Here is a 25,447-nt window from a genome sequence, read left to right as displayed (position 1 = left end):
GGCGCGCCCGCCCCGGCGCGCCCGGAGGTCACGCCGGGGCCGCTGGACTAGACCAGCAGAGGGCGCGCCGGTATACAGAGGGGATCACGGAGCGTGCGGGTGGAGCCCGACACACGAAGCCGTGCCACGATGTGAGCCGTGGCCGACGGTCGGTCGGTCGCTTTCGGCATCCGGAGCCGGGAAGGCAGAGCATGAGCACCGACGTCAGCAGTGCGGAGCACGAGGCCGGCACGACCGTCCGTACCGCGCGCGTGCCCAAGTACTACCGCTTGAAGAAGCACCTGCTCGACATGACGGAGACGCAGGCACCGGGCACGCCGGTCCCGCCGGAGCGCACGCTGGCGGCCGAGTTCGACACCTCCCGCACGACCGTCCGGCAGGCCCTGCAGGAGCTCGTCGTCGAGGGCCGGCTGGAGCGCATCCAGGGCAAGGGCACCTTCGTCGCCAAGCCGAAGGTGTCCCAGGCGCTGCAACTGACCTCCTACACCGAGGACATGCGCGCCCAGGGCCTGGAGCCCACCTCGCAGCTGCTGGACATCGGGTACATCACCGCCGACGACCGGCTCGCCGAGCTGCTCGACATAACGGCCGGCGGCCGGGTGCTGCGCATCGAGCGGCTGCGCATGGCCAACGCCGAACCCATGGCCATCGAGACCACCCATCTGTCGGCCAAGCGCTTCCCCGCGCTCCGGCGGTCGCTGGTGAAGTACACCTCCCTGTACACCGCGCTCGCCGAGGTCTACGGCGTCCATCTCGCCGAGGCCGAGGAGACCATCGAGACCTCCCTGGCCACCCCGCGCGAGGCGGGACTGCTCGGCACCGACGTGGGTCTGCCCATGCTGATGCTCTCCCGCCACTCCCTGGACCGCGACGGACAGCCGGTCGAATGGGTGCGGTCCGTCTACCGGGGTGACCGGTACAAGTTCGTCGCCCGCCTGAAGCGCCCCCAGGACTGACCGGCGCCGGAAACCTTCACGCTCCGCACGCGAAATCGATATGCCGATATGCGGACGAGGTCTTCCGCTGCCGTGACGGCGTCACCTAGATTGCCTGCGCATTACACAGGTGATCAGCGAGGGGACGGAGCCGTGGCATGTCCGAAACGCAAGAAGTGAGACCACCGGTGGTGACACCGGGCCGGGTGATCATCGGCCTGTGTCTCGTCGCGCCCTTCGTGGCGATGCTGTGGGTCGGCTCGTACGCCAAGACGGACCCCGCGTTCATCGGGATCCCGTTCTTCTACTGGTACCAGATGCTGTGGGTGCTCATCTCCACCGCGCTCACGATGCTGGCGTACAAGCTGTGGCAGCGTGACCAGCGCGACCGCGGTGCCCGGAACGGGGGTGCGGCGAAGTGAAGGACGACGTCAACGGCGTCGCGCTCGGCGTCTTCATCTTCTTCTTCCTGGCCGTCACGGTCATGGGCTTCCTGGCCGCACGCTGGCGCAAGGCCGACAACGAGCACTCCCTGGACGAATGGGGCCTGGGCGGAAGGTCGTTCGGCACCTGGATCACATGGTTCCTGCTCGGCGGCGACCTGTACACGGCGTACACCTTCGTCGCCGTACCGGCGGCGATCTACGCGGCGGGCGCGGCCGGCTTCTTCGCGGTCCCGTACACGATCCTCGTCTACCCGCTGATCTTCACGTTCCTGCCCCGCCTCTGGTCGGTCTCGCACCGCCACGGCTACGTCACCACCTCGGACTTCGTGCGCGGCCGGTTCGGCTCCAAGGGCCTGTCGCTGGCCGTGGCGGTCACCGGCATCCTCGCGACGATGCCGTACATCGCGCTCCAGCTCGTGGGCATCCAGGCGGTGCTGGACGTGATGGGCGTCGGCGGCGGCGAGAGCACCAACTGGTTCGTGAAGGACCTGCCGCTGCTGATCGCCTTCGGCGTGCTGGCCGCGTACACCTACTCGTCCGGGCTGCGTGCCCCCGCCCTGATCGCGTTCGTGAAGGACACGCTGATCTACATCGTCATCGCGGTGGCGATCATCTACATCCCGATCAAGCTGGGCGGGTTCGACGACGTCTTCGCCAAGGCCGGCGACGCCTTCAGCCAGGTCAACCCGGCGACCGGCAAGCCGCGCGGCGCGCTCGCACCGCCGGAGGCCGGCCAGTGGACGTACGCCACCCTGGCGCTCGGATCCGCGCTCGCCCTGTTCATGTACCCGCACTCGATCACCGCGACCCTGTCGTCCAAGAGCCGTGAGGTGATCCGCCGCAACACCACGCTCCTGCCGCTGTACTCGCTGATGCTGGGTCTGCTGGCCCTGCTCGGCTTCATGGCGATCGCGGCCGGGGTGAAGGTCACCAACGGCCAGCTGGCGATCCCGCAGCTCTTCGAGAACATGTTCCCGGACTGGTTCGCGGGTGTGGCCTTCGCGGCGATCGGCATCGGCGCGCTGGTGCCCGCGGCCATCATGTCCATCGCGGCGGCGAACCTGTTCACCCGCAACATCTACAAGGACTTCATCAAGCCGGACGCCACGCCGAAGGAGGAGACCCGGGTCTCCAAGATCGTGTCGCTGCTGGTGAAGGTGGGCGCGCTGGTCTTCGTCCTGACGATGGACAAGACGGTCGCCATCAACTTCCAGCTGCTGGGCGGCATCTGGATCCTGCAGACCTTCCCGGCCCTGGTCGGCGGTCTGTTCACCCGCTGGTTCCACCGCTGGGCGCTGCTCGCCGGCTGGGCGGTCGGCATGGTGTACGGCACGCTCGCCGCGTACGGGGTGGCCTCGCCGACCCAGAAGCACTTCGGCGGCTCCGCGAAGGAGATCCCGGGCATCGGGGAGATCGGCTACATCGGCCTCACCGCGTTCGTGCTCAATGTCGTGGTCACCGTGGTGCTCACCTTCGTCCTGAAGGCCGTGAAGGCCCCGGAGGGCCTCGACGAGACCAGGCCGGAGGACTACACGGCGGACGCGGGCGACCCGGGGGTCGAGGTGGAGCTCCCGCCCGCCACCGCGGGAAGCACCCACTAGCGCGACCGGTCACGCACCACCCCGCAGCGGGCCGCCGAGGGCACCACCCACGGCGGCCCGCTGTCGTGCGAGCTGACCCTGCGGAGCCACCACAACACGCAACAGGCACAACATGTGGGGGTGACACGACAGCCCGGCACTAGATGTATGCTCATGCTCGCTGTCGCCGCAGGGGAATCCGGTGCGAATCCGGAACTGTCCCGCAACGGTGTACCTGCGTGTTTCCGCACGCCTGTTCCAGTCCGAGGACCTGCCGTCAGCGCGCGCCCGGCCGTCCGGTCCGGGTGCTCATCGACGTCCGGGCCTCGCGGAATGGGCCGGGGACGCGACGCCGTGCGCGCTCGCGCTGCCCCCTGCCCTCCGCAAGGCCCCATGCCGAGCGAGGGAGAGCCCCACGTGACCATCGCGCCAGCCGACCCGGCTTCAGCCATCCCGGCGAGCGGAGCCCCGGTGGAGACCGACGGTCCCGGTGCCGCGCTGCTGCGGACCCTGACCGAGCTGACCGCCGACCTCCCCGACGCCGACCCCGGCCGGGTCGCCGCGGCCGCGCTGCGCGGCCGGTCCGCCCGGGCAGACGAGGCGGAGTTGCGCGAGCTGGCCACGGAGGCGGCCGCCGGACTGATCTCCGAGGACCCCGCCTACTCCCGGCTGGGCGCCCGGCTGCTGACCATCTCCATCCGCGCCGAGGCCGCCTCGCAGGGCGTCACGTCCTTCACCGGGTCCGTCGCCGTGGGCCACCGCGAGGGTCTCATCGCCGACCGCACCGCGGAGTTCGTACGGCTGCACGCCGAGCGGCTCGACGCGCTGGTCGACACGGCCGCCGACGACCGCTTCGGCTACTTCGGCCTGCGCACGCTGCACAGCCGCTACCTGCTCCGCCACCCCATCACCCGCGAGGTGATCGAGACGCCCCAGCACTTCATGCTGCGCGTCGCCGCCGGACTGGCCGAGGACGACACCGCCCGCTCGGTGGACGAAGTCGCCGCGCTCTACGGGCTGATGAGCCGGCTCGACTACCTGCCCTCCTCCCCCACCCTCTTCAACTCCGGCACCCGGCATCCGCAGATGTCGTCCTGCTACCTCCTCGACTCCCCGCTGGACGAGCTGGACTCCATCTACGACCGCTACCACCAGGTCGCCCGCCTCTCCAAGCACGCCGGCGGCATCGGCCTGTCGTACTCCCGTATCCGCAGCCGCGGTTCGCTGATCCGGGGCACCAACGGGCACTCCAACGGCATCGTGCCGTTCCTGAAGACGCTGGACGCCTCGGTGGCCGCGGTGAACCAGGGCGGCCGGCGCAAGGGCGCCGCCGCGGTGTACCTGGAGACCTGGCACTCCGACATCGAGGAGTTCCTGGAGCTGCGCGACAACACCGGTGAGGACGCCCGCCGGACGCACAACCTGAACCTCGCGCACTGGATCCCGGACGAGTTCATGCGCCGGGTCGACGCCGACGGGCGGTGGTCGCTGTTCTCCCCGGCGGACGTGCCGGAGCTGGTGGACCTGTGGGGCGAGGAGTTCGACGCCGCGTACCGCAGGGCGGAGGCCGCCGGGCTCGCGAAGAAGACGATGCCCGCCCGGGACCTGTACGGCCGCATGATGCGCACCCTCGCGCAGACCGGCAACGGCTGGATGACCTTCAAGGACGCGGCCAACCGCACCGCCAACCAGACGGCGACCGCGGGCCATGTCGTGCACTCCTCCAACCTGTGCACCGAGATCCTGGAGGTCACCGACGACGGCGAGACCGCGGTCTGCAACCTGGGGTCGGTCAACCTCGGCGCCTTCGTGGACACGGCGACCGGCGACCTCGACTGGGAGAGGCTCGACGAGACCGTCCGCACGGCCGTCACCTTCCTCGACCGCGTGGTCGACATCAACTTCTACCCGACCGAGCAGGCGGGCCGGTCGAACGCCAACTGGCGTCCGGTGGGTCTGGGCGCGATGGGCCTGCAGGACGTCTTCTTCAAGCTGCGGCTGCCCTTCGACTCCCCCGAGGCCAGGGCCCTGTCCTCGCGGATCGCCGAGCGGATCATGCTCGCCGCGTACGAGGCCTCCGCGGACCTCGCCGAGCGCAACGGCCCGCTGCCGGCCTGGCGGAAGACCCGTACCGCGCAGGGCGTCCTGCACCCCGATCACTACGGCGTCGAGTTCACCTGGCCGGAGCGTTGGGCGGCGCTGCGCACGCGGATCGCCGAGGTCGGCATGCGCAACTCGCTGCTCCTGGCCATCGCGCCCACGGCCACCATCGCGTCCATCGCGGGCGTGTACGAGTGCATCGAGCCGCAGGTCTCCAACCTGTTCAAGCGCGAGACGCTCTCCGGTGAGTTCCTTCAGGTCAACTCGTACCTGGTGAAGGAACTGAAGGACCTGGGCGTGTGGGACGCCCGTACCCGCGAGGCGCTGCGCGACTCGAACGGCTCGGTGCAGGACTTCGCCTGGATCCCGGCCGACGTACGGGCCCTGTACCGCACGGCGTGGGAGATCCCGCAGCGCGGCCTGATCGACATGGCGGCGGCGCGGACCCCGTTCCTCGACCAGGCGCAGTCGCTGAACCTGTTCCTGGAGACGCCGACCATCGGCAAGCTCTCCTCGATGTACGCCTACGCCTGGAAGTCGGGCCTGAAGACGACGTACTACCTGCGCTCCCGCCCGGCGACGAGGATCGCCCGCGCCGCGCGGGCGCAGACCCCAGCCACTGTCCCCGTACAGCAGATCGCCGACCCCGACGCGGTCGCCTGCTCCCTTGAGAACCCCGAGTCCTGCGAGGCCTGCCAGTAATGACCACCGAAGCCAAGAACCTGCTCGACCCGGGCTTCGAGCTGACTCTCCGCCCGATGCGCTACCCGGACTTCTACGAGCGCTACCGGGACGCCATCAAGAACACCTGGACCGTCGAGGAGGTCGACCTCCACTCGGACGTCGCCGACCTCGCGAAGCTGATGCCGGCCGAGCAGCATCTGATCGGCCGTCTGGTCGCCTTCTTCGCGACGGGCGACTCGATCGTCGCGAACAACCTGGTGCTGACCCTCTACAAGCACATCAACTCCCCCGAGGCCCGGCTCTACCTGAGCCGCCAGCTCTTCGAGGAGGCCGTCCACGTCCAGTTCTATCTCACGCTGCTGGACACCTACCTGCCCGACCCGGCCGACCGGGCGGCGGCGTTCGCGGCGGTGGAGAACATCCCCTCCATCCGGGAGAAGGCCGAGTTCTGCTTCAAGTGGATCAACGAGGTCGAGAAGCTGGACCGGCTGGAGTCCAGGGCCGACCGCCGCCGCTTCCTGCTGAACCTCATCTGCTTCGCCGCGTGCATCGAGGGCCTGTTCTTCTACGGTGCCTTCGCGTACGTCTACTGGTTCCGCAGCCGGGGTCTGCTGCACGGTCTGGCCACCGGCACCAACTGGGTGTTCCGCGACGAGACGATGCACATGTCGTTCGCCTTCGACGTGGTCGACACCGTCCGCAAGGAGGAGCCCGACCTGTTCGACGACGAGCTGCGCGGGCAGGTCACGGACATGCTGCGGGAGGCCGTCGAGGCCGAGCTGCAGTTCGCGCGCGACCTGTGCGGTGACGGCCTCCCGGGTATGAACACCGAGTCGATGCGGCAGTACCTGGAGTGCGTCGCCGACCAGCGCCTGACGCGCCTGGGCTTCGCCCCCGTGTACGGCTCGGAGAACCCGTTCTCCTTCATGGAGCTGCAGGGTGTTCAGGAGCTGACGAACTTCTTCGAGCGCCGCCCGTCGGCGTACCAGGTGGCCGTGGAGGGCACGGTCGACCTGGACGAGGACTTCTGAGCCTCCTTCTCCCGGCTCTTCGCACCCCGGGCCTCCTGAGCCTCCCTGAGTTGCCGGTCGACCCGCCTGTCGCGGGCGATGCCGAGGACGGAGGGGAGGATCAGGAGGACCAGGATGCCGAGGGTGGTGAGCATTCCGATCAGGCCTTCGATCTGGTTTCCGGTCATGACACCACTGTCGCGCCGGATGCTCCTTACCAACAGTGGCAGGACTGCCGCCCACCCTCGATTTACTGCCAGCTTCGGGGCACACTGGCAGCATGCTGAGGAACGTGGCGGCAGTGCTGCTGGACGGCGTGCATCCCTTCGAGCTGGGGGTGGTGTGCGAGGTGTTCGGCATCGACCGCAGTGACGAGGGTCTGCCGGTGTACGACTTCGCCGTGGTCTCGGCGGAGGGCCCGGCGCTGAGCACCCATGTCGGCGGGCTCACCGTGTCGACCCCGTACGGTCTGGAGCGGCTGGAGGAGGCCGACCTGATCGCGGTGCCGGCCGGGAGCGAGTACGTGACCCGGGAGTATCCGCCCGCCCTGCTCGACGCCCTCGTGCGGGCCGTGGAGCGGGGCACCCGGGTGCTCAGCGTGTGCTCGGGCGTGTTCGTGCTCGGTGCCGCCGGACTGCTCGACGGGCGGCGGTGCAGTGTGCACTGGCGGCAGGCGAGGGAGCTGGCACTGCGCAATCCCCGGGCGGTCATCGAACCGGACGTCCTCTACGTCGACGAGGACCCCGTGATCACCTCCGCCGGCACCGCGGCCGGCATCGACGCCTGCCTGCACCTCGTACGCAAGGAGCAGGGCCCGGAGGTCGCCAGGAAGATCGCCCGGCGGATGGTGGTGCCGCCGCACCGGGACGGCGGACAGGCGCAGTACATCGAGCGGCCGCTGCCCGAGACCCCGTGCGACACGGTCGGCGAGGTGCTGGTGTGGATGGAGGGGCACCTCGGCCAGGAGGTGACCGTGGAACAGCTCGCCGCCCGCGCCCACATGGCCCCGCGCACCTTCGCCCGCCGCTTCCAGCAGGAGACGGGGACGACCCCCTACCGCTGGCTGCTGCGCCAGCGGGTGCTGCTGGCGCAGGAATTGCTGGAGGGCACGGACGAGACCATGGACGCCATCGCCTCCCGCACCGGCTTCGGTACGGCGGCGGCTCTGCGCCACCAGTTCGTCCGTGCCCTCGGCACGACCCCCAACGCCTACCGGCGCGCGTTCCGGGGCCCGGAGGCCGCCTGACCGCGCCGGCAGCGGTGGCCTACCAGGGCACCGGCTTCAGCAGCAGCTTCTGCGGCCGGAGCGTGATGCCCACCCGGGTGGTGTCGTTCGACCCGCTGACCTGCTCGAAGCGGTACTTCGCCGAGATCGCCGCGGTGATCAGGGTCAGCTGGGCCATGGAGAAGTGGTCGCTGGGGCACTTGCGGTTGCCGACGCTGAAGGGGCTCATGGCGTACTTCGGCACTTCCCTGACCCGCTCCGGCAGCCAGCGGTCGGGGTCGAAGTCGAGGTGGGCGCCGTAGGAGCGGGCGTCGCGCTGGATGGCGTACGGGCTGTAGACGATGTCCGCGCCCGCCGGAATCGAAAAGCCGCCGAGCGTGGTGTCGGTGATCGCGCGCCGCGTCAGAATCCACACGGCGGGCCGCAGCCGCATGGCCTCGACGACGACATTGTTGGTGTGCGTGAGACGGCGGACGTGCTCGAATCCAACGGGCTGGCCTCCGGTCACGGATTCGACCTCGGCGCGCACCTTCTCCGCGTGTTCCGGATGTTCCGCGAGCACCTGGAGCAGCCACATGATCGTGGAGGCGACTGTTTCGCTGCCCGGGGTGACTATCGCCACCACCTGGTCGTGGATCTCCTGTTCCCCGATGGGCTCGCCATTGTCGTCCTTCGCCTCCAGCAAGGCCGTCAGCAAATCGTCCGGCTTTTGACCAGATGCCCTCCGCTCGGCGACGATCTCGTCGACCAGGAGATGCAAATCGGCCAGTGCCCGGTTGAATTCGCGGTTGGCCGGGAACGGCAGCCGGTACAACGGTCCCAGTGGTACGACCATCCTGCGGTACATACCGCGGAACACGGTGGCGAGGTCCGCGCTCAGCCGCTCGGCGCGCTCGTCCATGTACTCACCGCGCAGCAGGCAGCGGGCGGCGACGCGCACCGCGACCCGGAAGGACTCCGCGGTGCAGTCGACGGTCTCGCCGGGCCGCCAGCGCTCGGTCAGCGCGTGCGCCTCCTCCTCCATGACCGGCCCGTACGCGGGGATCGCGTCGAGCCGGAACGCGGGCTGGATGGTGCGCCGCTGACGCCGGTGCCGGGGGCCGTTGGCGGTGGCCACGCCCTCCTTGCCGAGCAGGCCTTCCAGGGACTCCCACAGCGGCCCGTCGATCCGGTAGTCGGTGCTGAGCGCGAGCGCGCCGGTGAGCTCGGGGGTGGTGACGGCGTACACCGTCTTGGGGCCGAGCTTCAGGCGCACCACGTCACCGTGCGCGCGCAGCCCGGACATGAAGGCGAGCGGGTCGCGGACCAGTCTCAGGCCGTGGCCGAGGACCGGGACGGCGCCGCCGGCCAGGGGTGCCTCGCGCGGTTCCGCCGTCTCGGCTGTCTGGGGCTTCACGGACTCGACGGTCATTTCTCACCTGCCGCTTCGTTGTTGACGTACGGGGGCGTGGACCGGTCCTCCCAGCTGTCGACCATGTACCGGCCCGACTCGTGGTGGAACCAGTAGACGGAGCTGAACCAGTTCCGCATATTCCCGACACAGGCGCGGACGGCGGCGCCGAGTTCCTTTCCGGAAACCGTTCCGTCGTCGGCGAGTTCGTCGGCGAACCGGAGCGCTTCGTCTTCGGCGCCGATGAATTCGGCGATGCATTTCTCGACGCGCCGTCTGATTTCCTCGACCGCCTCCTCGAGGGTCAGTCCCTGATGTGTGACGAGACTGATTCCGAGATTGTGCACCTCGTCGCCCGCGAGTTCCTTGGGCAGTGAGCAGAGGTCGTTGTACCAGGCTGCGAATTCCTGGCTCAGCAGTGCCGGACGACGATAGGCCGGGTTTTTCCTTACGGCGTCCGGGAGTTCACGTCCGGCGCTCGGTTCCAGGAGGTCCGTCCATATCCAGTGGGCGAAGGTGAGCCGCCGCAGGGCGAGGTACTCCTCCACCTGCGGGACGTACGCCCGGGTGCGGTTGCGGAACTCGCGGTCGTAGGCGTCGATCACCGAGTGGAAGTGCCGGGTGAACCGCTGGTTCCAGGTGTGCGGCAGGAACGAGAACAGCCGCAGCACGCTGTCCGCGAGCCCCGCGACCACCGGGTCGGGATGGCCCAGGTGCTGCCGGGGCTCGTCGAGGGCCGCGTGCAGCCGGTGCCGCAGGCGCCGCCAGTCGGCGGCCCGGCCGTGGACGATGTCACGGTCGTGGCGGTCGTCCCAGACGAAGAACCAGGCGCTGTAGTCGGCGATGGCCTGCAGGACCTCGTCGGGGGCGTCGGTGTAGTACCCCGCCATGAGGTCGGTGTAGCACAGTCCGTCGGCATATTCCCGCACCTTGTCCGCCGGCATCAGCCGCTTTTCGAGCAGCCACTGCCGGGTCTTCTCCTGGAGCTTCGGCCAATACGGGTGGAGTTGTCGTGGAAAGGAGTCCTCGATCACCGGAAGTGCGAGAGACGGCGGTACCGCCACCGAGGTCGTCGATGTGGTGCCGTGTGAGAAAGCGTGCACGAACTGTCCCCTCTCAGCCGCCAGGCGCGCACCGCCCTCGTCGTCGTGCCGGGCGTGCGCCGTTGCGTATCTCCGCACTTCCCATTCAGCACCACAACTGACCGCCGAGGGAACGGATTTGCTTCAATCACCACCCCAGGTTGCCGGGATTCGCTTGACGAACAAATGAACGACGCCCGGCCGGGAAGGATCCCGGACGGGCGTCGTGACCGACGTCGTCGCTGCTCCGCGCGGTGGCCGGGGTTCCGGCCGGGCGGCTCAGTCGTTGGCGACCACGGGGTAGCGTGGCTCGTTCTCGGCCATCTGGCGCAGGGCGTCCTTGCGGTCACGCTTGGACAGGCGGTCGATGTACAGGTAGCCGTAGAGGTGATCGGTCTCGTGCTGCAAACAGCGTGCGAAGTAGCCGGTGCCGCGGACCTTGATCGGGCTGCCCTTCTCGTCCTGACCGGTCACCTCGGCGTAGTCGGGGCGCGCGAGCGGCGCGTACGCCGTGGGCACGGACAGGCAGCCCTCGTTGCTGTCGTCCAGCCTGCGACGGTCGGCGGGCAGGTCGACCAGCTTCGGGTTGCACACCACGCCGACGTGCCGGACGCCCTCGTCGTCCTGGCAGTCGTACACGAAGACCTTCAGGTCGACGCCGATCTGGTTGGCGGCCAGGCCCACGCCCTCGGCGGTGCGCTGGCTGGCGAACATGTCGGCGACCAGCTGGTCGAGCTCCGCGCCGAAGTCGGTGACGTCCTTGCACTCCTTGTGCAGCACCGGGTTGCCGACGACCGTGATCGGCCGCGAGGTGCCGCGCTCACGCCAGGTCCCCTCGCGCTCCTCGCAGTCCCCCGTGTCCACGACGTAGCCCTCGTCGTCGACGGGGAGCACGCCCGCGTGCTGCTGATCGGTGTCCTGCTGCGCCATGACCGACGTATGCCTTCCTGCAAGCCTTGAATTCTCGGGTACAGCCTAAAGGTGGCCGGTCACCGGTGGTCAGCAAACCTCTTCGAGATCGCGCCAGTCCCTGGAGTCCGGGCTGTCCGCGACCCACCCGTCGAGCAGCCCCCGGACGAGCGACGCCGGCGCGGCGACCCCGCACTCCCGCTCCGGCACCCAGAGCTGCCCGTCGGTACGGTGCCCGAGGGGTCCGGGGTGACCGGGTTCACTGTGGTCGTGGGGGTCCAGGTGCACGCCGTCGCCCTCGTCCGACGGCATCTGCGACTCCGAGCACATCCGGCACAGCAGCCGCACCGAGGAGGACCAGTCCTCCGCGGCGAACCCGGCGTCCGCCGCGAGCTGTTCCAGGGCGTCCCGGTCGGCCTCCGTGGCCGCCTCCAGCAGCACCACCCAGGTCGGCACAGGCGAGGGGGCCCACAGCTCGATCTCGTCGAACACCGGGAACGAGTGCCCGGCGGACGTGGTGCGCTCGCCGTGCGGGACGCCGTCGTGCAGGACGACCTCCCCCCAGCGCCGCCCGGACGAGGGCAGCGGAATGGACAGCACCTCGATCCGCGCCGGGTCCAGCCTGCGGCCCCACACCACCTCGGCCTCGCCCTCCGGGGAGAGCCGTACGGCGGCGCTGCCCAGGTCCATGCCGAGCGGCTCGCCGGCGGCGGTGGCCCCGCCGGGCACCCGCAGCCCGTAGGCCTGCCAGGCACGGCGGGCCAGCGGCCAGTCCTGCAGGGCGGTCGCGGCGATGCCGACGTTCCACCAGTCGGGGGCGCCGGTCTCCCGGTCCAGCAGCGCGACCGCCCGCAGACCGGCGGCGCGGGCCTGCTCCCAGTCGTGCCGGAACTTGTGCAGCAGGGCGAGGTTGAACCAGGACTCCGCCAGCCAGGGCTCCAGGTCCGCGGCGCGTGTCAGCAGCTCGCCCGCGTCCTCGTACCGGCCGTCGCCGATGAGCGTGAACGCCCGGTCAGTGGCCTGCCGCCAGGAGGCGGAGGGCCGGTGTCGTCCCTTTCCGAAGATCCTCACGATTCCCGCCTGCCAGTTCCATTTCCGCACAGTGGGCTGGCTTGTGCCCCCGGACACCCTCTCCCTCGCATCCAACCACGTACGGCCTCAAAGGCGCTCATTACCCATGGGTTACCCCGTCACCCGCAGGGTCAGACAGCGCCTGGGAGAGTACCCGGGCAAGGGATTCGACAACCTCGGGAGCGTAGTCCCCCGCGGTGGCCAGGCGTAGCTCCTCCAGGGCCATGAGCGGCCCCTCGGGCCCGGCGTCGCGGGCCTTCTCCTCGTAGGCGTTCACGGCCCGCACGATCCGCGCGGCCAGCGGCTGCTCCGGGTACGGATCGGCCTGCCGCTCCACGACCGTGGCGACCGCCGCGTCCACCCCGGTCTGCCGCACGACGGCGCCGCCGAGCAGCGCGATGCGCCGCTGCTCATCGCCGGGCAGTGTGGCGGTGGCTCCGGCCGGGACCGGGTCGACGAGGCTGAGCTGGCCGATGTCGTGCATCAGCGCCGCGTACTCGAGCACGGTCAGCTCGGGCCGGGAAAGACCCAGGTCGCGGCCGACGGCCCGGCTGAGCGCCGCGACCCGGTGGGCGTGCCCGGCGGGGGTGCAGCCGGCCACCTCGGTGGCCCGGGCGAGGGAGGCGATGGTCTGCCGGTAGGTGGCCCGCACGGCGGCGTAGCGGCGGACCGAGAGCTGGGTGAGCAGCAGCGGCAGGCAGAACACGGGCAGCGCCCAGAGCCCGGCCACGGCGACCGCGAGCGCCATGACCGCGCCGGTCGCGCACACGGCGGAGCCGATGCCGAGCAGTCCGCGCAGTTCGTCGCGCAGCAGCGGGCCGAAGCGCCAGCGGGTGCGGGAGTGGGCGAGGGCGGCGGCGAGGACGGCGTCGCAGAGCGCGGTGAGGACGAGCAGCGCGACGAGCAGCAGGGCGTAGGCGGGACCGTCCCAGCTCCGGAACGCCCCCCTGTTGAAGAGGGGTTGGAAGCAGACGGCGGCGAAGCCGGCGGTCAGGACGCGACGGGCGAGATGGTCGAGGGTGGGCGAGCGGCCGCACCAGATGTGCGGAACGCCGCCGAGCAGGGAGGCGGCGAGGACGACGGTGACGACCTGCGCGGCGCTGTGCCCGGTGGGATGTCCGGCGTCGGGCCCCAGCAGGGCGTACGACAGCGACCCGGCGGTGCCCAGCGGCGCGGTCCGGCGCGCCCCGGTGCCGGACCACCGGGTCAGCTCACCGACGGCTATGAGCACGCCGAAGGCGAGCGCGACGCCCGGGTCGTCGACGCCGGTCCACAGGGTGAGGGCGAGGCAGACGGCGGCGGTGAGGGCGGCGCAGGCGTGGATGAGGCGGAGAGCGGTCACCGGTGTGCCCCGCTGTGGCGGCCCGCGGCCGGATGCTGGGCCGGGACCGTGGGCGGGGCGTCGTCGGCGGTGACGGCCGGGTGCCAGCCGTGCCGGCTCAGCGCCCGGACGAGTGCCGTGACCATGCGCGGGTCGAAGTGGGTGCCCGCGCAGCGCTCCAGCTCCTTGACCGCCGCCTCCACCGGGCGGGCCCTGCTGTAGGACCGGGTGGAGGTCATCGCGTCGAAGGCGTCGGCGACGGCGACCACACGGGCGCACTCGGGGATCTGACCGCCCGCCAGCCCGTACGGGTAGCCGCTGCCGTCGAGCCGTTCATGGTGGTGCAGGATCGCCGCGCGGGCCTCACCGAGGAAGGAGATCCCGCGGACCATCTCGTGGCCGTACTCCGGGTGCAGTTCGATGATCCGCCGCTCCTCGGGGGTCAGCGGGCCGTCCTTGCGCAGCAGCCGGGTGGGGACGCCGAGTTTGCCGACGTCGTGCAGGATGCCGGCGAAGCGCAGCACCTCGACGCGTTCGTCGTCCAGGCCGAGTTCGCGGGCGATCAGCACCGAGGCGCGGCCGACCCGCTCGCTGTGGCCGCGGGTGTAGCCGTCCTTGATGTCGACGGCCTGCACCAGGGCGCGGATGGTGGCCTGGTGGGCGGCCCGCTCCCGGTGGTACTGGGCGAAGACCCAGCAGGAGACGCCCATCGGCAGCAGGACGAGCAGCGCGGAGACGGGGCCGTACCGGCTGCGCCACAGTACGGCCATCATCAGCCCGGCGAGCCCGTGCACCGCGACCGGCGCCAGCGAGCGGGACAGCAGCCCGCGCCAGGCCCTGCGCGCCGGTTCCCTCCCCCACTGCCCGACGGGCGTGGGAGCCCCCACGCCCGCTACGAGGACACCGCCGTCCAGCGCGGCGAGCACCACGCAGAAGGCGAGCACGGCCGCCCCCGCGGGCACGAGGGCGTAGGGGAAGGCGTGGGCCACGACGGCGTCCCGGCCGCCCAGCGCCCAGTGGACCTGGGCCGCGGCCCACACGGCGAGCGCCGGCCGCGCGGCCCGCCAGACGCGCCGGGGCAGCACCGGCCCGTGCTCGACATGGGCGAGCAGGGCGGCCGGCAGCGGGACCAGCGCGGCGGCGGGCGGCGGCAGCAGGAAGGCACCGGCGAGCAGCACCGGATAGAACGTTCCGCCGAAGCGGCGCCGTACGACGTGCTCGCAGGCCGCGTACAGCGCGGCCAGCAGGGCCAGCGCCCACCAGGGCGTGCGGGTGGCGTGCAGGGGCAGGACACAGAGCGCGGCGAGCAGGGCGACACAGGCCACATAGCCTTGCGCTCTCGCCGGAACCGCCGCCTCCATCGCGCCCCTCCCCCGACCGTGCCGGTGCAGGCTCGGAGCCTAGGGCGGGATTCGGGGGGTCCGGGGGCCCATGACCCGAGGATTAGCACGTTCGGGTGATAGGGGCGGCCGGCCGGAGGGCGCGGGTCAGGACTCCTGCGGTGTCACCGGCGCCTTGGTGACGTCGTGCTCGGGGACGGTCTGCCCGGAGCGGATCAGGTCGATCCGCCCCATGACCTTGGCACGCAGGTCGGCGGGCACGTCGTCATGGCCGCAGCACCGCTTGACGAGCTTCTTCACGGCCTGCTCCAGGCCGTACTTCTCCAGGCACGGCGAGCATTCCTCGAAGTGGTGCTGGAACTTGTCGCGGTCGACGTCCGGCATCTCGCTGTCGAGGAACTCGTAGAGGTGGTCGAGGACCTCACTGCAGTCCGTCTCGTGCGGCTCTCCGCAGCTCATGAGCCCGAGCCTTTCGCTTCGTTCGACTCTCCGGCGCCCGCCGGGACCAGTCCGCGTTCCCGGGCGTAGTCCTCCAGCATGCCGCGCAGCTGACGGCGGCCCCGGTGCAGCCGGGACATCACCGTACCGATGGGTGTCCCCATGATGTCCGCGATCTCCTTGTACGCAAAGCCCTCTACGTCCGCGAGGTAGACGGCGATGCGGAACTCCTCGGGGATCGCCTGCAGCGCTTCCTTCACGTCCGAGTCGGGCAGGTGGTCGAGCGCCTGCGACTCGGCGGAGCGCAGGCCCGTCGACATGTGCGACTCGGCGCGGGCGAGCTGCCAGTCCTCGATCTCCTCGGCCGCGCTGCGCTGGGGTTCGCGCTGCTTCTTGCGGTACGAGTTGATGAAGGTGTTGGTCAGGATCCGGTACAGCCACGCCTTGAGGTTGGTGCCCTCGCGGAACTGGTGGAAGGACCCGTACGCCTTGGCGTAGGTCTCCTGTACCAGGTCCTCGGCGTCGGCCGGATTGCGCGTCATGCGCAGGGCGGCCGAGTACATCTGGTCGAGGAATTCCAGCGCGTCCCGCTCGAAGCGCGCGCTGCGCTCCGCGGTCGACTCGGAGCCGGTCCCCGTGTCCGCGCTCGTGCCCTGGCCCTCGGGCTGCTCCGCCTGGCCGTTGTCGGTCCCTGCGTCGGTACCGGTGACCGGACCCACCTCCTCAAGTTCCCGGACGGGACCGAAACCGGTCCCACCTGTTTCGGAGGATAGAACACGACCCGTACCTGCCGCCGCTCGAATAGGAGCGGTCCTGGCCGCGTGCAGCACCGTCCAGTCCAGGTCAGCGCGGCTGCTGCGGCTCGGGCAGTACGTCGAACCCATGCGGCGGACTTCCTTTCCAACGACGTCGGCGCTGATCCCTCAGCACTTCTGTCCGCCTCAACAGCGCCCCGTCGCCGGGCATTCCCGGGTCACCCGAGTGAGCCGGTCCACTCCACGACGCCGTCGGTGATGATCTCCAGAGCCTGTTCCTGGGTGATCTCCGCGCGCTTGGGCACGGCGAAGCCGTGATCGCCGCCGGGCACCTCGATCAGCCGGTGGGCTCCCTCGGGGAACTCCGCCGGTCTGCCGAAGGGGTCGTTCCCGCCCTGCACGACCAGGGTGGGCACCCCGGCACCGAGCAGTTCCGCGGCGCGGGACTTCTCCGGCCTGCCCGGCGGGTGCAGCGGGAAGCTCAGCGCGAGTACGGCGTGCGCGCCCAGCTCGGCGGCGGTGCGGCAGGCGACCCGGGCGCCCGCGCTGCGGCCGCCGGAGACGACGGGAAGTCCCGGCTCCGCCAGGGCGGGCCACAGGCCCCGCCAGCCGGTGTCCAGCGTCTTCGGTGCGGGCGCGAGCTTCTTGCCGGCCACCCGCCAGGGCTGCTCGACGAGGGCCACGGTCACCCCGTGTGCGGGGAGCACCCGGGCGAGCGCCTGGAGGTCCCGGGCCTCGATGCCGCCCCCGGCGCCATGGCTCACCGCGAGGACGAGCCGGGCTCCGCCCGCCCGGTGCCAGGTGATCCGGGCGTCGCCGGCGTCGGTCGGGACGGTCTGTGTGGTCATGGTGGTCACGTCAGAAGAGTGTGCCGACTTCCGCCGCCTCGAGCTCCTTCAGCAGCTCCGGGCCGCCGTTGCGGACGTTGCTGACGGCGGTGGAGACCGGATAGGCGCGCATCAGGCCGTGCGGGGGCGGGTCGAGCAGCTCGCGCAGGCCGTCGGGGTCGGTGCGGGAGGGGTCCAGCCAGGCGTCCCAGCGGTCCGGGGTGAGCATGAGCGGCATGCGGGGGTGGATGTCGGCCAGGGAGTGCGGTCCCTCGGCGGGGGCGACCGCCAGCGGGGTCCGCTCCGCCTCCGTGGTGATCACCGAGCAGGTCACCCACCAGGCGCCGGGGTGGTCGTCGGGCAGGGTCCGGTCCCGCCAGAACTCGTACAGGCCGGCCATCGCGAAGACCGAGCCGTCGGCGGGCAGCACGAAGTACGGCTGTTTGCGCGGCCGCTTCTTCTTCCCCTCGACCTCCAGCTCGCGCTCCTGGGTGCCGGTGACCCACTCGTAGTAGCCGTCGGCGGGCAGGATGCAGCGCCGGGCGGCGAAGGCGCGGCGGTAGGCGGGCTTCTCGTGCACGGTCTCGGCGCGCGCGTTGATCATCCGGGCGCCGCCCTCGGGCGTCTTCGACCAGGAGGGCACCAGGCCCCACTTCAGCCTGCGGAGCTGCCGAACCGGACGCGGGTCCGCGGCGTCTTTCAACGGACGGTCCAGGACGGCGTAGACCTCCTTGGTGGGAGCCACGTTGTAGTCCGGCTCCAGGGTCTCCTCCGGCTCCCACTTCTCGATCTCGAAGATTCCTGCGAGATCCTCGGGCCTACGACTGGATGCATACCGTCCGCACATACGTGCCACACTGCCAGACTCCGTACGAGGACAGGGAGCCACTCGGTCATATGGAAAGCCTCACCGCCAGCCTCTGGGACCGGCTCATCGGCAGCCAGCCCGATCCCGACCTGTGGGTGGTGCTGGCCACCGGGGTCGCCGCGCTCGCCGTCGTCGTACCGCACACCCTGTGGCGCATAGCCCGCAACGCCATCACCATCGCGCACGAGGGCGGACACGGCCTGGTGGCGCTGCTCACCGGCCGGCAGCTCACCGGTATCCGCCTGCACTCCGACACCAGCGGCCTCACGCTCAGCCGGGGCAAGCCGTACGGCCTGGGCATGATCCTCACCGCGGCGGCGGGGTACACGGCGCCCTCCCTGCTGGGCCTGGGCGGTGCCGCGCTGCTGGCCGCCGGCCACATCACCCTGCTGCTCTGGGCGGCGACCGCCCTGCTGGTCGTCATGCTGGTGATGATCCGCAACGCGTACGGCGTACTGACCGTGGTGCTGGCCGGCGGCGCCTTCCTGCTGGTGTCGTGGCTCACCGGGCCGCAGGTGCAGGCGGCGTTCGCGTACGCGGTGGTGTGGTTCCTGCTGCTCGGCGGGGTACGGCCGCCGTTCGAGCTGCAGGCCAAGCGGACGCGGGGAGGCGCGGGCGACTCCGACGCGGACCAGCTTTCCCGCCTCACGCACGTCCCGGCGGGCCTGTGGCTGTTCCTGTTCCACGCGGTGTCCCTGTGCTCCTTGATCGGCGGGGGCCGCTGGCTGCTGGAAGGTTGATACCGGGCCCTCCTTATAAAGTGGCCCCATGGCCCCGAACACCGCCCACCCCGCCCTCTGGCCCGCCCCGCACGCGAGCGGAGCCGTCGACGCGACGGTCCACGTGCCCGGGTCCAAGTCGGTGACCAACCGAGCCCTCGTGCTGGCCGCCCTCGCCTCCGAGCCCGGCTGGTTGCGCCGTCCGCTGCGCTCCCGCGACACCCTGCTGATGGCCGGCGCCCTGCGGACCATGGGCGTGGAGATCGAGGAAGGGGTCGGCCCGGACGGCTCCGGTGAGGCCTGGCGCGTGCTGCCGACCGGCCTGCACGGTCCGGCCACGGTCGACGTCGGCAACGCCGGCACGGTGATGCGCTTCCTGCCGCCGGTGGCCGCGCTGGCCGACGGCCCGATCCGGTTCGACGGGGACCCGCGGTCGTACGAGCGTCCGCTCAACGGCGTGATCGACGCGCTGCGGGTGCTCGGTGCCCGGATCGACGACGACGGCCGGGGCGCGCTGCCGCTGACGGTGCACGGCGCCGGAGCGCTGGACGGTGGTCCGGTGTCGATCGACGCCTCCTCGTCCTCCCAGTTCGTCTCCGCGCTGCTGCTCTCCGCTCCGCGCTTCAACCAGGGTGTCGAGGTCCGGCACACCGGGGCCTCCCTGCCCTCCCTGCCGCACATCCGGATGACCGTGGACATGCTGCGCGCGGTCGGCGCCCAGGTGGACACCCCGGAGTCGGGCGGCGAGCCGAACGTGTGGCGGGTGACGCCGGGTGCGCTGCTCGGCCGGGACCTGACGATCGAGCCGGACCTCTCCAACGCCCAGCCGTTCCTGGCGGCGGCCCTGGTCACGGGCGGCAAGGTGCTGATCCCGGACTGGCCGGAGCGGACCACCCAGCCGGGTGACCGGCTGCGCGAGATCTTCACCGAAATGGGCGGCTCCTGCGAGCTGACCGAGTTCGGGCTGGTGTTCACCGGCTCGGGCGCCGTGCACGGCATCGACGTCGACCTGAGCGACGTCGGCGAGCTGACCCCGGGCATCGCCGCGGTGGCCGCGCTCGCCGACTCCCCCTCGACCCTGCGGGGCGTGGCCCATCTGCGGCTGCACGAGACGGACCGGCTGGCCGCGCTCACCAAGGAGATCAACGAACTCGGCGGCGACGTCACCGAGACGGCCGACGGCCTGCACATCCGCCCGCGCCCGCTGCACGGAGGGGTGTTCCACACCTACGAGGACCACCGCATGGCCACCGCCGGTGCGATCATCGGCCTGGCGGTCGAGGGTGTGCGGATCGAGAACGTGGCGACGACGGCGAAGACCCTGCCGGACTTCCCCGAGTTGTGGACCGGGATGCTGGGGAACTGACGGGCGGACTGGGATCATGCGCCGCTACGGCAAGCACACCGACGAGGACGACATCCGCAGCCGCCCCAACCGCAAGGGCAACCGGCCGCGTACCAATATCCGGCCCAAGCACGAGGACGCGGCCGAGGGCATGGTCCTCACCGTCGACCGGGGCCGGCTGACATGCCTGGTCGGGGACCGGACCGTGCTGGCGATGAAGGCCCGGGAGCTGGGCCGCAAGGCGGCCGTCGTGGGCGACCGGGTGGCCCTGGTCGGCGATCTGTCCGGCAGGAAGGACACTCTCGCGCGGATCGTGCGCATCGAGGAGCGCACCTCGGTGCTGCGCCGCACCGCGGACGACGACGACCCCTACGAGCGGGTGGTCGTCGCAAACGCCGACCAACTGGCGATCGTCACGGCTCTCGCCGACCCCGAGCCGCGCCCGCGCCTGATCGACCGCTGCCTGGTGGCGGCCTACGACGGCGGCTTGGAGCCGCTGCTGGTGATGACGAAGTCCGACCTGGCCCCGCCGGACAAACTGCTGGAGCTGTACGGCGCGCTCGACATCCCGTACGTCGTCACCAGCCGGGAGGAACTGGAGAACGGCGACGCCGCCGACCGGGTGCGCGAGCACCTGGAAGGCCGGATCACCGCGTTCGTGGGCCACTCGGGCGTGGGCAAGACGACCCTGGTCAACGCGCTCGTCCCGGCGGACCTGCGGCGTACGACCGGCCATGTCAACGCGGTGACGGGCCGCGGCCGCCACACCACCACCTCCGCCCTGGCGCTGCCCCTCGCCGGGGCGGCCGAATGGGTCGTCGACACCCCGGGCGTGCGCTCCTTCGGCCTGGCGCACATCGATCCCTCCCGGGTGATCCTCGCCTTCCCGGACCTGCAGCCGGGCACCGAGGGCTGCCCGCGCGCGTGCAGTCACGACGAGCCGGACTGCGCGCTGGACGCGTACGTCGAGGAGGGTCACGCCGATCCGGCGCGGCTCTACTCGCTGCGCCGGCTGCTGGCCACGCGGGACCGCAGGGACGGCGACTGAGGGCCGCGGGGTTTGCCGGGGGTCGCGTTCGGTAAGTGCATAATCGCACCGAGCCGGAGATCCGGACCTACGGGAGGACCGCACATGGCGTGGCTGCTGGTCATAGTGGCCGGGATTCTGGAGACCGGTTTCGCCGTGTGCCTCAAGCTCTCGCACGGGTTCACCCGGCTGTGGCCGACGATCGCGTTCGCGTCCTTCGCCCTCGGCAGCTTCGGCCTGCTGACCCTGTCCCTGAAGAAGCTCGACGTCGGCCCCGCGTACGCGGTGTGGACCGGGATCGGCGCGGCGGGCACCGCGATCTACGGCATGGTCTTCCTCGGCGACCTGGTGTCGACCCTGAAGATCGTCTCGATCTCTTTCGTCATCATCGGCGTGATCGGCCTCCAGCTGTCGGGCTCGGCGCACTGAGAGAGCGACGGCTCGCGTCCGCGGGGCCGGTCGTGGCCGGCACCCTGTGGCACGGCTGCGGCTGAATTCGCCACCCTGAGCCTGCCACGGCGGCGCGCCCCGGCCGGCTCGCCGTCGACGCCCTGAGGCCGGCCACCGCTCGGGCCACCGCCGGGCGTTCTCTCTCGCCCCCGGCCCGGAGGCCGCGGGTCACACCAGGTGACGAACCAGGACGCCGCGCACCAGTTCCGCCACGCCTTCCTCCTCCGGTGGCGCCGCGACGCAGGACAGGGCGAGGCGTACGGCCAGTTCGCAGGAACGGGTCAGGTCGGCGGTGTCCTCCGTGGCCGCGGCGGGCCCGGCCAGCACGGTCACCGCCCGGTCCCGTACCAGCCGCACGAAGTCGCCGGGCGAGGGCAGCGGCCCGTCCGCCCGGCGCTGCGCGGGTACCGGGGAGGAGGACCGCACCGCGGCGAGCGCCGGCGCCGGGAGGCGTTCGCTCCAGCACCCGGTGAGCATGGCCCGTACCAGCGCGCTCCCCCGGGCAGCCGACGCCATCCACTCGGCGGTGGCGGTGAGCCGGTCGCGCGGGTCGGTATGCGCGGCGAGGGCCCGTTCCACCCCGGCGAGATATCCGTCGGCCTCCCGCCGCACCAGCGCCCTGGCCAGCCCCTCCTTGCTCCCGAACTCGTTGTACAGCGTCTGCCGGGACACCCCGGCCGCCGCGGCCACGTCGACCATCCGCACCGCGGACCACGGCCGGCGCGCGAGCGCCGTGGCGGCGGCGTCCAGTAGGGATTCCCGGGCCGCAGGCATCATCGCCTCCCTGGGGCGGACAACTCTGCCCAGATTTGACGCGCTCCCCCGCACTGTCAAGGGTGCGCGGGCCACCCTTCCACCCCGCCCGGCCCCGGCCCCTTGTGGCCCCGTGGCGTCCATGGCAGATACGGTCAAGGCATGCCGGACTACCTCGACGACCTCCGCCTCGCCCACGTACTCGCGGACGCGGCCGACGCCACCACCATGGACCGTTTCAAGGCGCTCGACCTGAAGGTGGAGACGAAGCCGGACATGACCCCGGTGAGCGAGGCGGACAAAGCGGCGGAGGAACTCATCCGCGGCCACCTCAAGCGCGCCCGACCGCGGGACGCGGTCCTCGGGGAGGAGTACGGCGTCGAGGGCACGGGGCCCCGCCGCTGGGTGATCGACCCGATCGACGGCACGAAGAACTACGTCCGGGGCGTTCCGGTCTGGGCCACCCTCATCTCGCTGATGGAGGCGGGCGAGGGCGGCTACCACCCGGTCGTCGGCCTCGTCTCCGCCCCCGCCCTCGGCCGCCGCTGGTGGGCCGCCAAGGGCCACGGCGCCTTCACCGGCCGCAGTCTGACCTCCGCGTCCCGCATCCACGTCTCCCAGGTCGGCGAGCTGGGGGACGCGTCCTTCGCGTACTCCTCGCTCTCCGGCTGGGAGGAGCAGGGCCGCCTGGACGGCTTCCTGGACCTGACCCGCGAGGTGTGGCGCACGCGCGCGTACGGCGACTTCTGGCCCTACATGATGGTCGCGGAGGGCTCCGTCGACATCTGCGCCGAGCCGGAGCTGTCCCTGTGGGACATGGCGGCGAACGCGATCATCGTCACCGAGGCCGGCGGCACCTTCACCGGGCTGGACGGCCGTCCGGGCCCGCACAGCGGCAACGCGGCGGCGTCGAACGGCCTGCTGCACGACCTCCTGCTGGACCACCTCGACCAGCGCCGGCGCCCCTGAGCACCCGGCGAGTTCCGCGCACGCCCTCAACTGGCCGCGCGCGCCCTCTTGTTGACCCGCTCTTTACCGGGCACTCTGAGGTCGACCCCCACTTGTGAACTTGTGAATCCGTGCACAACGTCATGGATTCCTAGGAGGTGGCCTCATCCCATGCTCGTCCGAGACGCCATGAGCACGGTGGTCCTCACCGTCGGCCCCGCCCACACCCTGCGTCAGGCAGCCGCCCTGATGTCCGCCCGCCACGTCGGCGCCGCCGTGGTCCTCGACCCCGACGCCGGCGGCGTCGGCATCCTCACCGAACGCGACATCCTCAACTCCGTCGGCCTCGGCCAGAACCCGGACACGGAACGCACCCACGCCCACACCACCACCGACGTCGTCTTCGCCACCCCGACCTGGACCCTCCAGGAGGCGGCCCGGGCCATGACCCGCGGCAACTTCCGGCACCTGGTGGTCCTCGACCGCGGCGAGCCCGTCGGCATCGTGTCGGTCCGCGACATCATCCGCTGCTGGGTCCCGGCCCGGGAGCCGGCACCGGCGCTCTGAGCGCATAAGGGCGGGCCGGCCCCATCGGGGATCCGGCCCGCCCTCAAGGGCGCTCAGGTCGGCAGCAGGGGCGGCTCAGCCGCGCAGCGCCTGTACCGCGGCCTCCAGCCGCTTGCCGAAGTCGGCGTCGGCGCTGCGGAAGTTGCCGATCGCGCGGTCGGCGATGTCCTCGCGCGAGACCTGGGAGATCGCCCCGGCCAGGTTGCCGACCAGGCGCTCCTTCTCCTCCTCCGACATCAGCCGGTAGAGGTCGCCCGCCTGCACGAAGTCGTCGTCCTCGGCGTGCAGCGGCGTCGGGTGGGCGCCGGTGCCGGCGGGGAAGCCGTCGAACGGCTGCCACAGGGGCCGGCCGGTCTGCCGCGGCCCCCCGAAGCTGTTCGGCTCGTAGTTCTTCGCACCGCCGTGCCGGCCGTCGTAGAGGTGGCCGTCCCGGGAGTTGGTGCGCGCCTCGGCGGCGTGCGGGCGGTTCACCGGAAGGTGGTCCGCGTTGACGCCGACGCGGTAGCGGTGCGCGTCGCCGTAGGCGAACAGGCGGCCCTGGAGCATCTTGTCGGGCGAGGGGCCGATACCGGGCACGAAGTGCGCGGGCGAGAAGATCGACTGCTCGACCTCGGCGAAGACGTTCCGCGGGTTGCGGTTCAGCTCCAGCCTGCCGATCTCCATGACCGGGTAGTCCGCGTGCGGCCAGACCTTGGTCAGGTCGAACGGGTTGAAGCGGTACGTCGCCGCGTCCGCCGCCGGCATGATCTGCACGCCCACGGTCCAGCTCGGGAACTCGCCGCGCTCGATCGCCTCGCGCAGGTCGCGCTGGTGGGAGTCGGGGTCCCTGCCCGCCAGGACCTCGGCCTCCTCGGCGGTGAGGTTCCGGATCCCCTGGTCGGTCTTGAAGTGGTACTTCACCCAGAAGACCTCGCCGGCCTCGTTGCTCCACTGGTAGGTGTGCGAGCCGAAGCCGTCCATGTGCCGGTACGAGGCCGGGATGCCTCGGTCGCCGAACAGCCAGGTGACCTGGTGGGTGCTCTCCGGGCTCAGGCTCCAGAAGTCCCAGACGTTGTCCGCCTCGGTGGAACCGGTGTACGGGTCGCGCTTCTGGGTGTGGATGAAGTCCGGGAACTTGATCGCGTCGCGGATGAAGAACACCGGGGTGTTGTTGCCGACGAGGTCGTAGTTGCCCTCCTCGGTGTAGAACTTCAGCGCGAAGCCGCGCGGGTCCCGGACCGCGTCCGCCGCGCCCAGATTGCCGGCCACGGTCGAGAAGCGCAGGAACGTCTCGGTCTCCTTGCCGACCTCGGAGAGGAAGGCGGCGCGCGTGTACGGGGTGACGTCGGCGGTCACCGTGAAGGTGCCGTACGCCCCCGCGCCCCGGGCGTGCACGACGCGCTCCGGGATGCGCTCGCGGTTGAAGTGGGCCAGCTTCTCCAGGAGCAGCTGGTCCTGCACGAGCACCGGGCCGCCGACGCCTGCGGTCTCGCTGTTCTGGTTGTCGGCCACCGGTGCACCGGCCTCCGTGGTGAGCGGTCCCTGCGTCACGTACGCCTCCTGCGTCATTACCGACCAGTCCTGTCCATTGGTCAAAGCCGGCTTCGATCCTACATTGGACATTGTCCAAGTCAAATGTTATTCCAAAGTCACACCTGTTCGGAATCTGGTCCTCTTG

Annotated in this window: 25 protein-coding genes and 1 riboswitch; of the genes, 12 read left to right on the top strand and 13 right to left on the bottom strand. The window is 71.1% G+C overall.

Going from position 1 to position 25,447, the window contains the following annotated elements:
- Window positions 1–191 precede the first annotated feature (191 nt).
- From ACZ6B1_RS11725 to ACZ6B1_RS11705, 5 genes are all read left to right on the top strand, one after another.
- The gene (locus ACZ6B1_RS11725; RefSeq protein WP_390051355.1) at window positions 192–956 is read left to right on the top strand and encodes a GntR family transcriptional regulator; all 765 of its coding nucleotides are present in this window, start codon (window positions 192–194) and stop codon (window positions 954–956) included.
- 137 nt (window positions 957–1,093) lie between these two features.
- Window positions 1,094–1,357 (top strand): DUF3311 domain-containing protein, encoded by a 264-nt coding sequence (locus ACZ6B1_RS11720; RefSeq protein WP_468777145.1) that lies wholly within the window; start codon window positions 1,094–1,096, stop codon window positions 1,355–1,357.
- Window positions 1,354–2,982 carry a monocarboxylate uptake permease MctP gene (gene mctP / locus ACZ6B1_RS11715; protein ID WP_468777143.1) on the top strand — a complete coding sequence of 543 codons (1,629 nt, stop codon included), beginning with the start codon at window positions 1,354–1,356 and terminating at the stop codon, window positions 2,980–2,982. The genes ACZ6B1_RS11720 and mctP overlap by 4 nt, the downstream gene beginning before the upstream one ends.
- Window positions 2,983–3,129: 147 nt before the next feature.
- A riboswitch (cobalamin riboswitch) is annotated at window positions 3,130–3,254 on the top strand.
- Between the two features lie 124 nt (window positions 3,255–3,378).
- Window positions 3,379–5,763: a ribonucleoside-diphosphate reductase subunit alpha gene (locus ACZ6B1_RS11710; protein ID WP_468777142.1), complete on the top strand. Its 2,385-nt coding sequence runs from the start codon at window positions 3,379–3,381 to the stop codon at window positions 5,761–5,763.
- A complete protein-coding gene (locus ACZ6B1_RS11705) occupies window positions 5,763–6,776 on the top strand; it encodes a ribonucleotide-diphosphate reductase subunit beta (protein WP_468777140.1) in 1,014 nt (337 codons plus the stop codon). The genes ACZ6B1_RS11710 and ACZ6B1_RS11705 overlap by 1 nt, the downstream gene beginning before the upstream one ends.
- On the opposite strand, the gene ACZ6B1_RS11700 is transcribed toward ACZ6B1_RS11705, so the two are convergent.
- On the bottom strand, window positions 6,689–6,943 hold the full coding sequence (locus tag ACZ6B1_RS11700; protein WP_390051347.1) for a hypothetical protein: 255 nt from the start codon (window positions 6,941–6,943) through the stop codon (window positions 6,689–6,691). The genes ACZ6B1_RS11705 and ACZ6B1_RS11700 overlap by 88 nt on opposite strands.
- Before the next feature lie 92 nt (window positions 6,944–7,035).
- Here ACZ6B1_RS11700 and ACZ6B1_RS11695 point away from each other — a divergent pair, with 92 nt between their 5' ends.
- A complete protein-coding gene (locus tag ACZ6B1_RS11695) occupies window positions 7,036–8,001 on the top strand; it encodes a helix-turn-helix domain-containing protein (protein ID WP_468777136.1) in 966 nt (321 codons plus the stop codon).
- Window positions 8,002–8,020: 19 nt separating this feature from the next.
- Here the strand turns inward: ACZ6B1_RS11695 and ACZ6B1_RS11690 are convergent, their stop codons facing one another.
- From ACZ6B1_RS11690 to ACZ6B1_RS11645, 10 genes are all read right to left on the bottom strand, one after another.
- The gene (locus ACZ6B1_RS11690; RefSeq protein ID WP_468777133.1) at window positions 8,021–9,391 is read right to left on the bottom strand and encodes a bifunctional albaflavenone monooxygenase/terpene synthase; all 1,371 of its coding nucleotides are present in this window, start codon (window positions 9,389–9,391) and stop codon (window positions 8,021–8,023) included.
- Window positions 9,388–10,473: an epi-isozizaene synthase gene (gene cyc1, locus ACZ6B1_RS11685; RefSeq protein WP_468777131.1), complete on the bottom strand. Its 1,086-nt coding sequence runs from the start codon at window positions 10,471–10,473 to the stop codon at window positions 9,388–9,390. Before cyc1 ends, ACZ6B1_RS11690 begins: the two co-directional genes overlap by 4 nt.
- Window positions 10,474–10,731: 258 nt before the next feature.
- Window positions 10,732–11,382 carry a peptide deformylase gene (gene def / locus ACZ6B1_RS11680; RefSeq protein ID WP_468777128.1) on the bottom strand — a complete coding sequence of 217 codons (651 nt, stop codon included), beginning with the start codon at window positions 11,380–11,382 and terminating at the stop codon, window positions 10,732–10,734.
- A 69-nt stretch (window positions 11,383–11,451) separates the two neighbouring features.
- Window positions 11,452–12,432: a hypothetical protein gene (locus ACZ6B1_RS11675; RefSeq protein ID WP_468777127.1), complete on the bottom strand. Its 981-nt coding sequence runs from the start codon at window positions 12,430–12,432 to the stop codon at window positions 11,452–11,454.
- Between the two features lie 100 nt (window positions 12,433–12,532).
- Window positions 12,533–13,774, bottom strand: a complete 1,242-nt coding sequence (locus ACZ6B1_RS11670) for an HD-GYP domain-containing protein (RefSeq protein WP_468777125.1) — start codon at window positions 13,772–13,774, stop codon at window positions 12,533–12,535.
- Window positions 13,771–15,114 carry an HD-GYP domain-containing protein gene (locus ACZ6B1_RS11665; protein WP_468777123.1) on the bottom strand — a complete coding sequence of 448 codons (1,344 nt, stop codon included), beginning with the start codon at window positions 15,112–15,114 and terminating at the stop codon, window positions 13,771–13,773. Before ACZ6B1_RS11665 ends, ACZ6B1_RS11670 begins: the two co-directional genes overlap by 4 nt.
- 126 nt (window positions 15,115–15,240) lie before the next feature.
- Window positions 15,241–15,552 carry a mycothiol system anti-sigma-R factor gene (gene rsrA, locus ACZ6B1_RS11660; RefSeq protein WP_468777121.1) on the bottom strand — a complete coding sequence of 104 codons (312 nt, stop codon included), beginning with the start codon at window positions 15,550–15,552 and terminating at the stop codon, window positions 15,241–15,243.
- Window positions 15,549–16,250, bottom strand: coding sequence for an RNA polymerase sigma factor SigR (gene sigR, locus ACZ6B1_RS11655; protein WP_468777119.1), 702 nt, complete (start codon window positions 16,248–16,250; stop codon window positions 15,549–15,551). Before sigR ends, rsrA begins: the two co-directional genes overlap by 4 nt.
- A 254-nt stretch (window positions 16,251–16,504) precedes the next feature.
- Window positions 16,505–17,134, bottom strand: a complete 630-nt coding sequence (locus ACZ6B1_RS11650) for an alpha/beta hydrolase family protein (RefSeq protein WP_468777117.1) — start codon at window positions 17,132–17,134, stop codon at window positions 16,505–16,507.
- Window positions 17,135–17,144: 10 nt separating this feature from the next.
- Entirely contained in the window at window positions 17,145–17,960 is an 816-nt protein-coding gene (locus tag ACZ6B1_RS11645; RefSeq protein WP_468777115.1) for an SOS response-associated peptidase, read from the bottom strand.
- Between the two features lie 50 nt (window positions 17,961–18,010).
- Between ACZ6B1_RS11645 and ACZ6B1_RS11640 the strand changes: the two genes are divergently transcribed.
- The 4 genes from ACZ6B1_RS11640 (at window position 18,011) to ACZ6B1_RS11625 (ending at window position 21,501) form a co-directional block, all read left to right on the top strand.
- Window positions 18,011–18,721: a M50 family metallopeptidase gene (locus ACZ6B1_RS11640; RefSeq protein WP_468777113.1), complete on the top strand. Its 711-nt coding sequence runs from the start codon at window positions 18,011–18,013 to the stop codon at window positions 18,719–18,721.
- A 28-nt stretch (window positions 18,722–18,749) separates the two neighbouring features.
- Window positions 18,750–20,066 (top strand): 3-phosphoshikimate 1-carboxyvinyltransferase, encoded by a 1,317-nt coding sequence (gene aroA / locus ACZ6B1_RS11635; protein ID WP_468777111.1) that lies wholly within the window; start codon window positions 18,750–18,752, stop codon window positions 20,064–20,066.
- A 16-nt stretch (window positions 20,067–20,082) separates the two neighbouring features.
- Entirely contained in the window at window positions 20,083–21,093 is a 1,011-nt protein-coding gene (gene rsgA / locus ACZ6B1_RS11630) for a ribosome small subunit-dependent GTPase A (RefSeq protein WP_468777109.1), read from the top strand.
- A gap of 84 nt (window positions 21,094–21,177) precedes the next feature.
- A complete protein-coding gene (locus ACZ6B1_RS11625; RefSeq protein WP_358927546.1) occupies window positions 21,178–21,501 on the top strand; it encodes a DMT family transporter in 324 nt (107 codons plus the stop codon).
- Between the two features lie 189 nt (window positions 21,502–21,690).
- Here ACZ6B1_RS11625 and ACZ6B1_RS11620 read toward each other — a convergent pair whose 3' ends face one another.
- On the bottom strand, window positions 21,691–22,299 hold the full coding sequence (locus ACZ6B1_RS11620) for a TetR/AcrR family transcriptional regulator (RefSeq protein WP_468777107.1): 609 nt from the start codon (window positions 22,297–22,299) through the stop codon (window positions 21,691–21,693).
- 138 nt (window positions 22,300–22,437) lie between these two features.
- Here ACZ6B1_RS11620 and hisN point away from each other — a divergent pair, with 138 nt between their 5' ends.
- Together hisN and ACZ6B1_RS11610 are read left to right on the top strand one after the other, a co-directional pair.
- Complete coding sequence (gene hisN, locus ACZ6B1_RS11615) at window positions 22,438–23,244, top strand: histidinol-phosphatase (RefSeq protein ID WP_468777105.1); 807 nt, start codon at window positions 22,438–22,440, stop codon at window positions 23,242–23,244.
- A 150-nt stretch (window positions 23,245–23,394) separates the two neighbouring features.
- On the top strand, window positions 23,395–23,790 hold the full coding sequence (locus ACZ6B1_RS11610; protein WP_468777103.1) for a CBS domain-containing protein: 396 nt from the start codon (window positions 23,395–23,397) through the stop codon (window positions 23,788–23,790).
- A 75-nt stretch (window positions 23,791–23,865) separates the two neighbouring features.
- Here the strand turns inward: ACZ6B1_RS11610 and ACZ6B1_RS11605 are convergent, their stop codons facing one another.
- On the bottom strand, window positions 23,866–25,320 hold the full coding sequence (locus ACZ6B1_RS11605) for a catalase (RefSeq protein ID WP_468777101.1): 1,455 nt from the start codon (window positions 25,318–25,320) through the stop codon (window positions 23,866–23,868).
- Between the last annotated feature and the right edge of the window lie 127 nt (window positions 25,321–25,447).

This window comes from Streptomyces sp. NPDC041129 (assembly GCF_055592265.1).
Note: the sequence above shows the minus strand (reverse complement) of the source record. Positions and strands in the feature narration are given on the sequence as shown.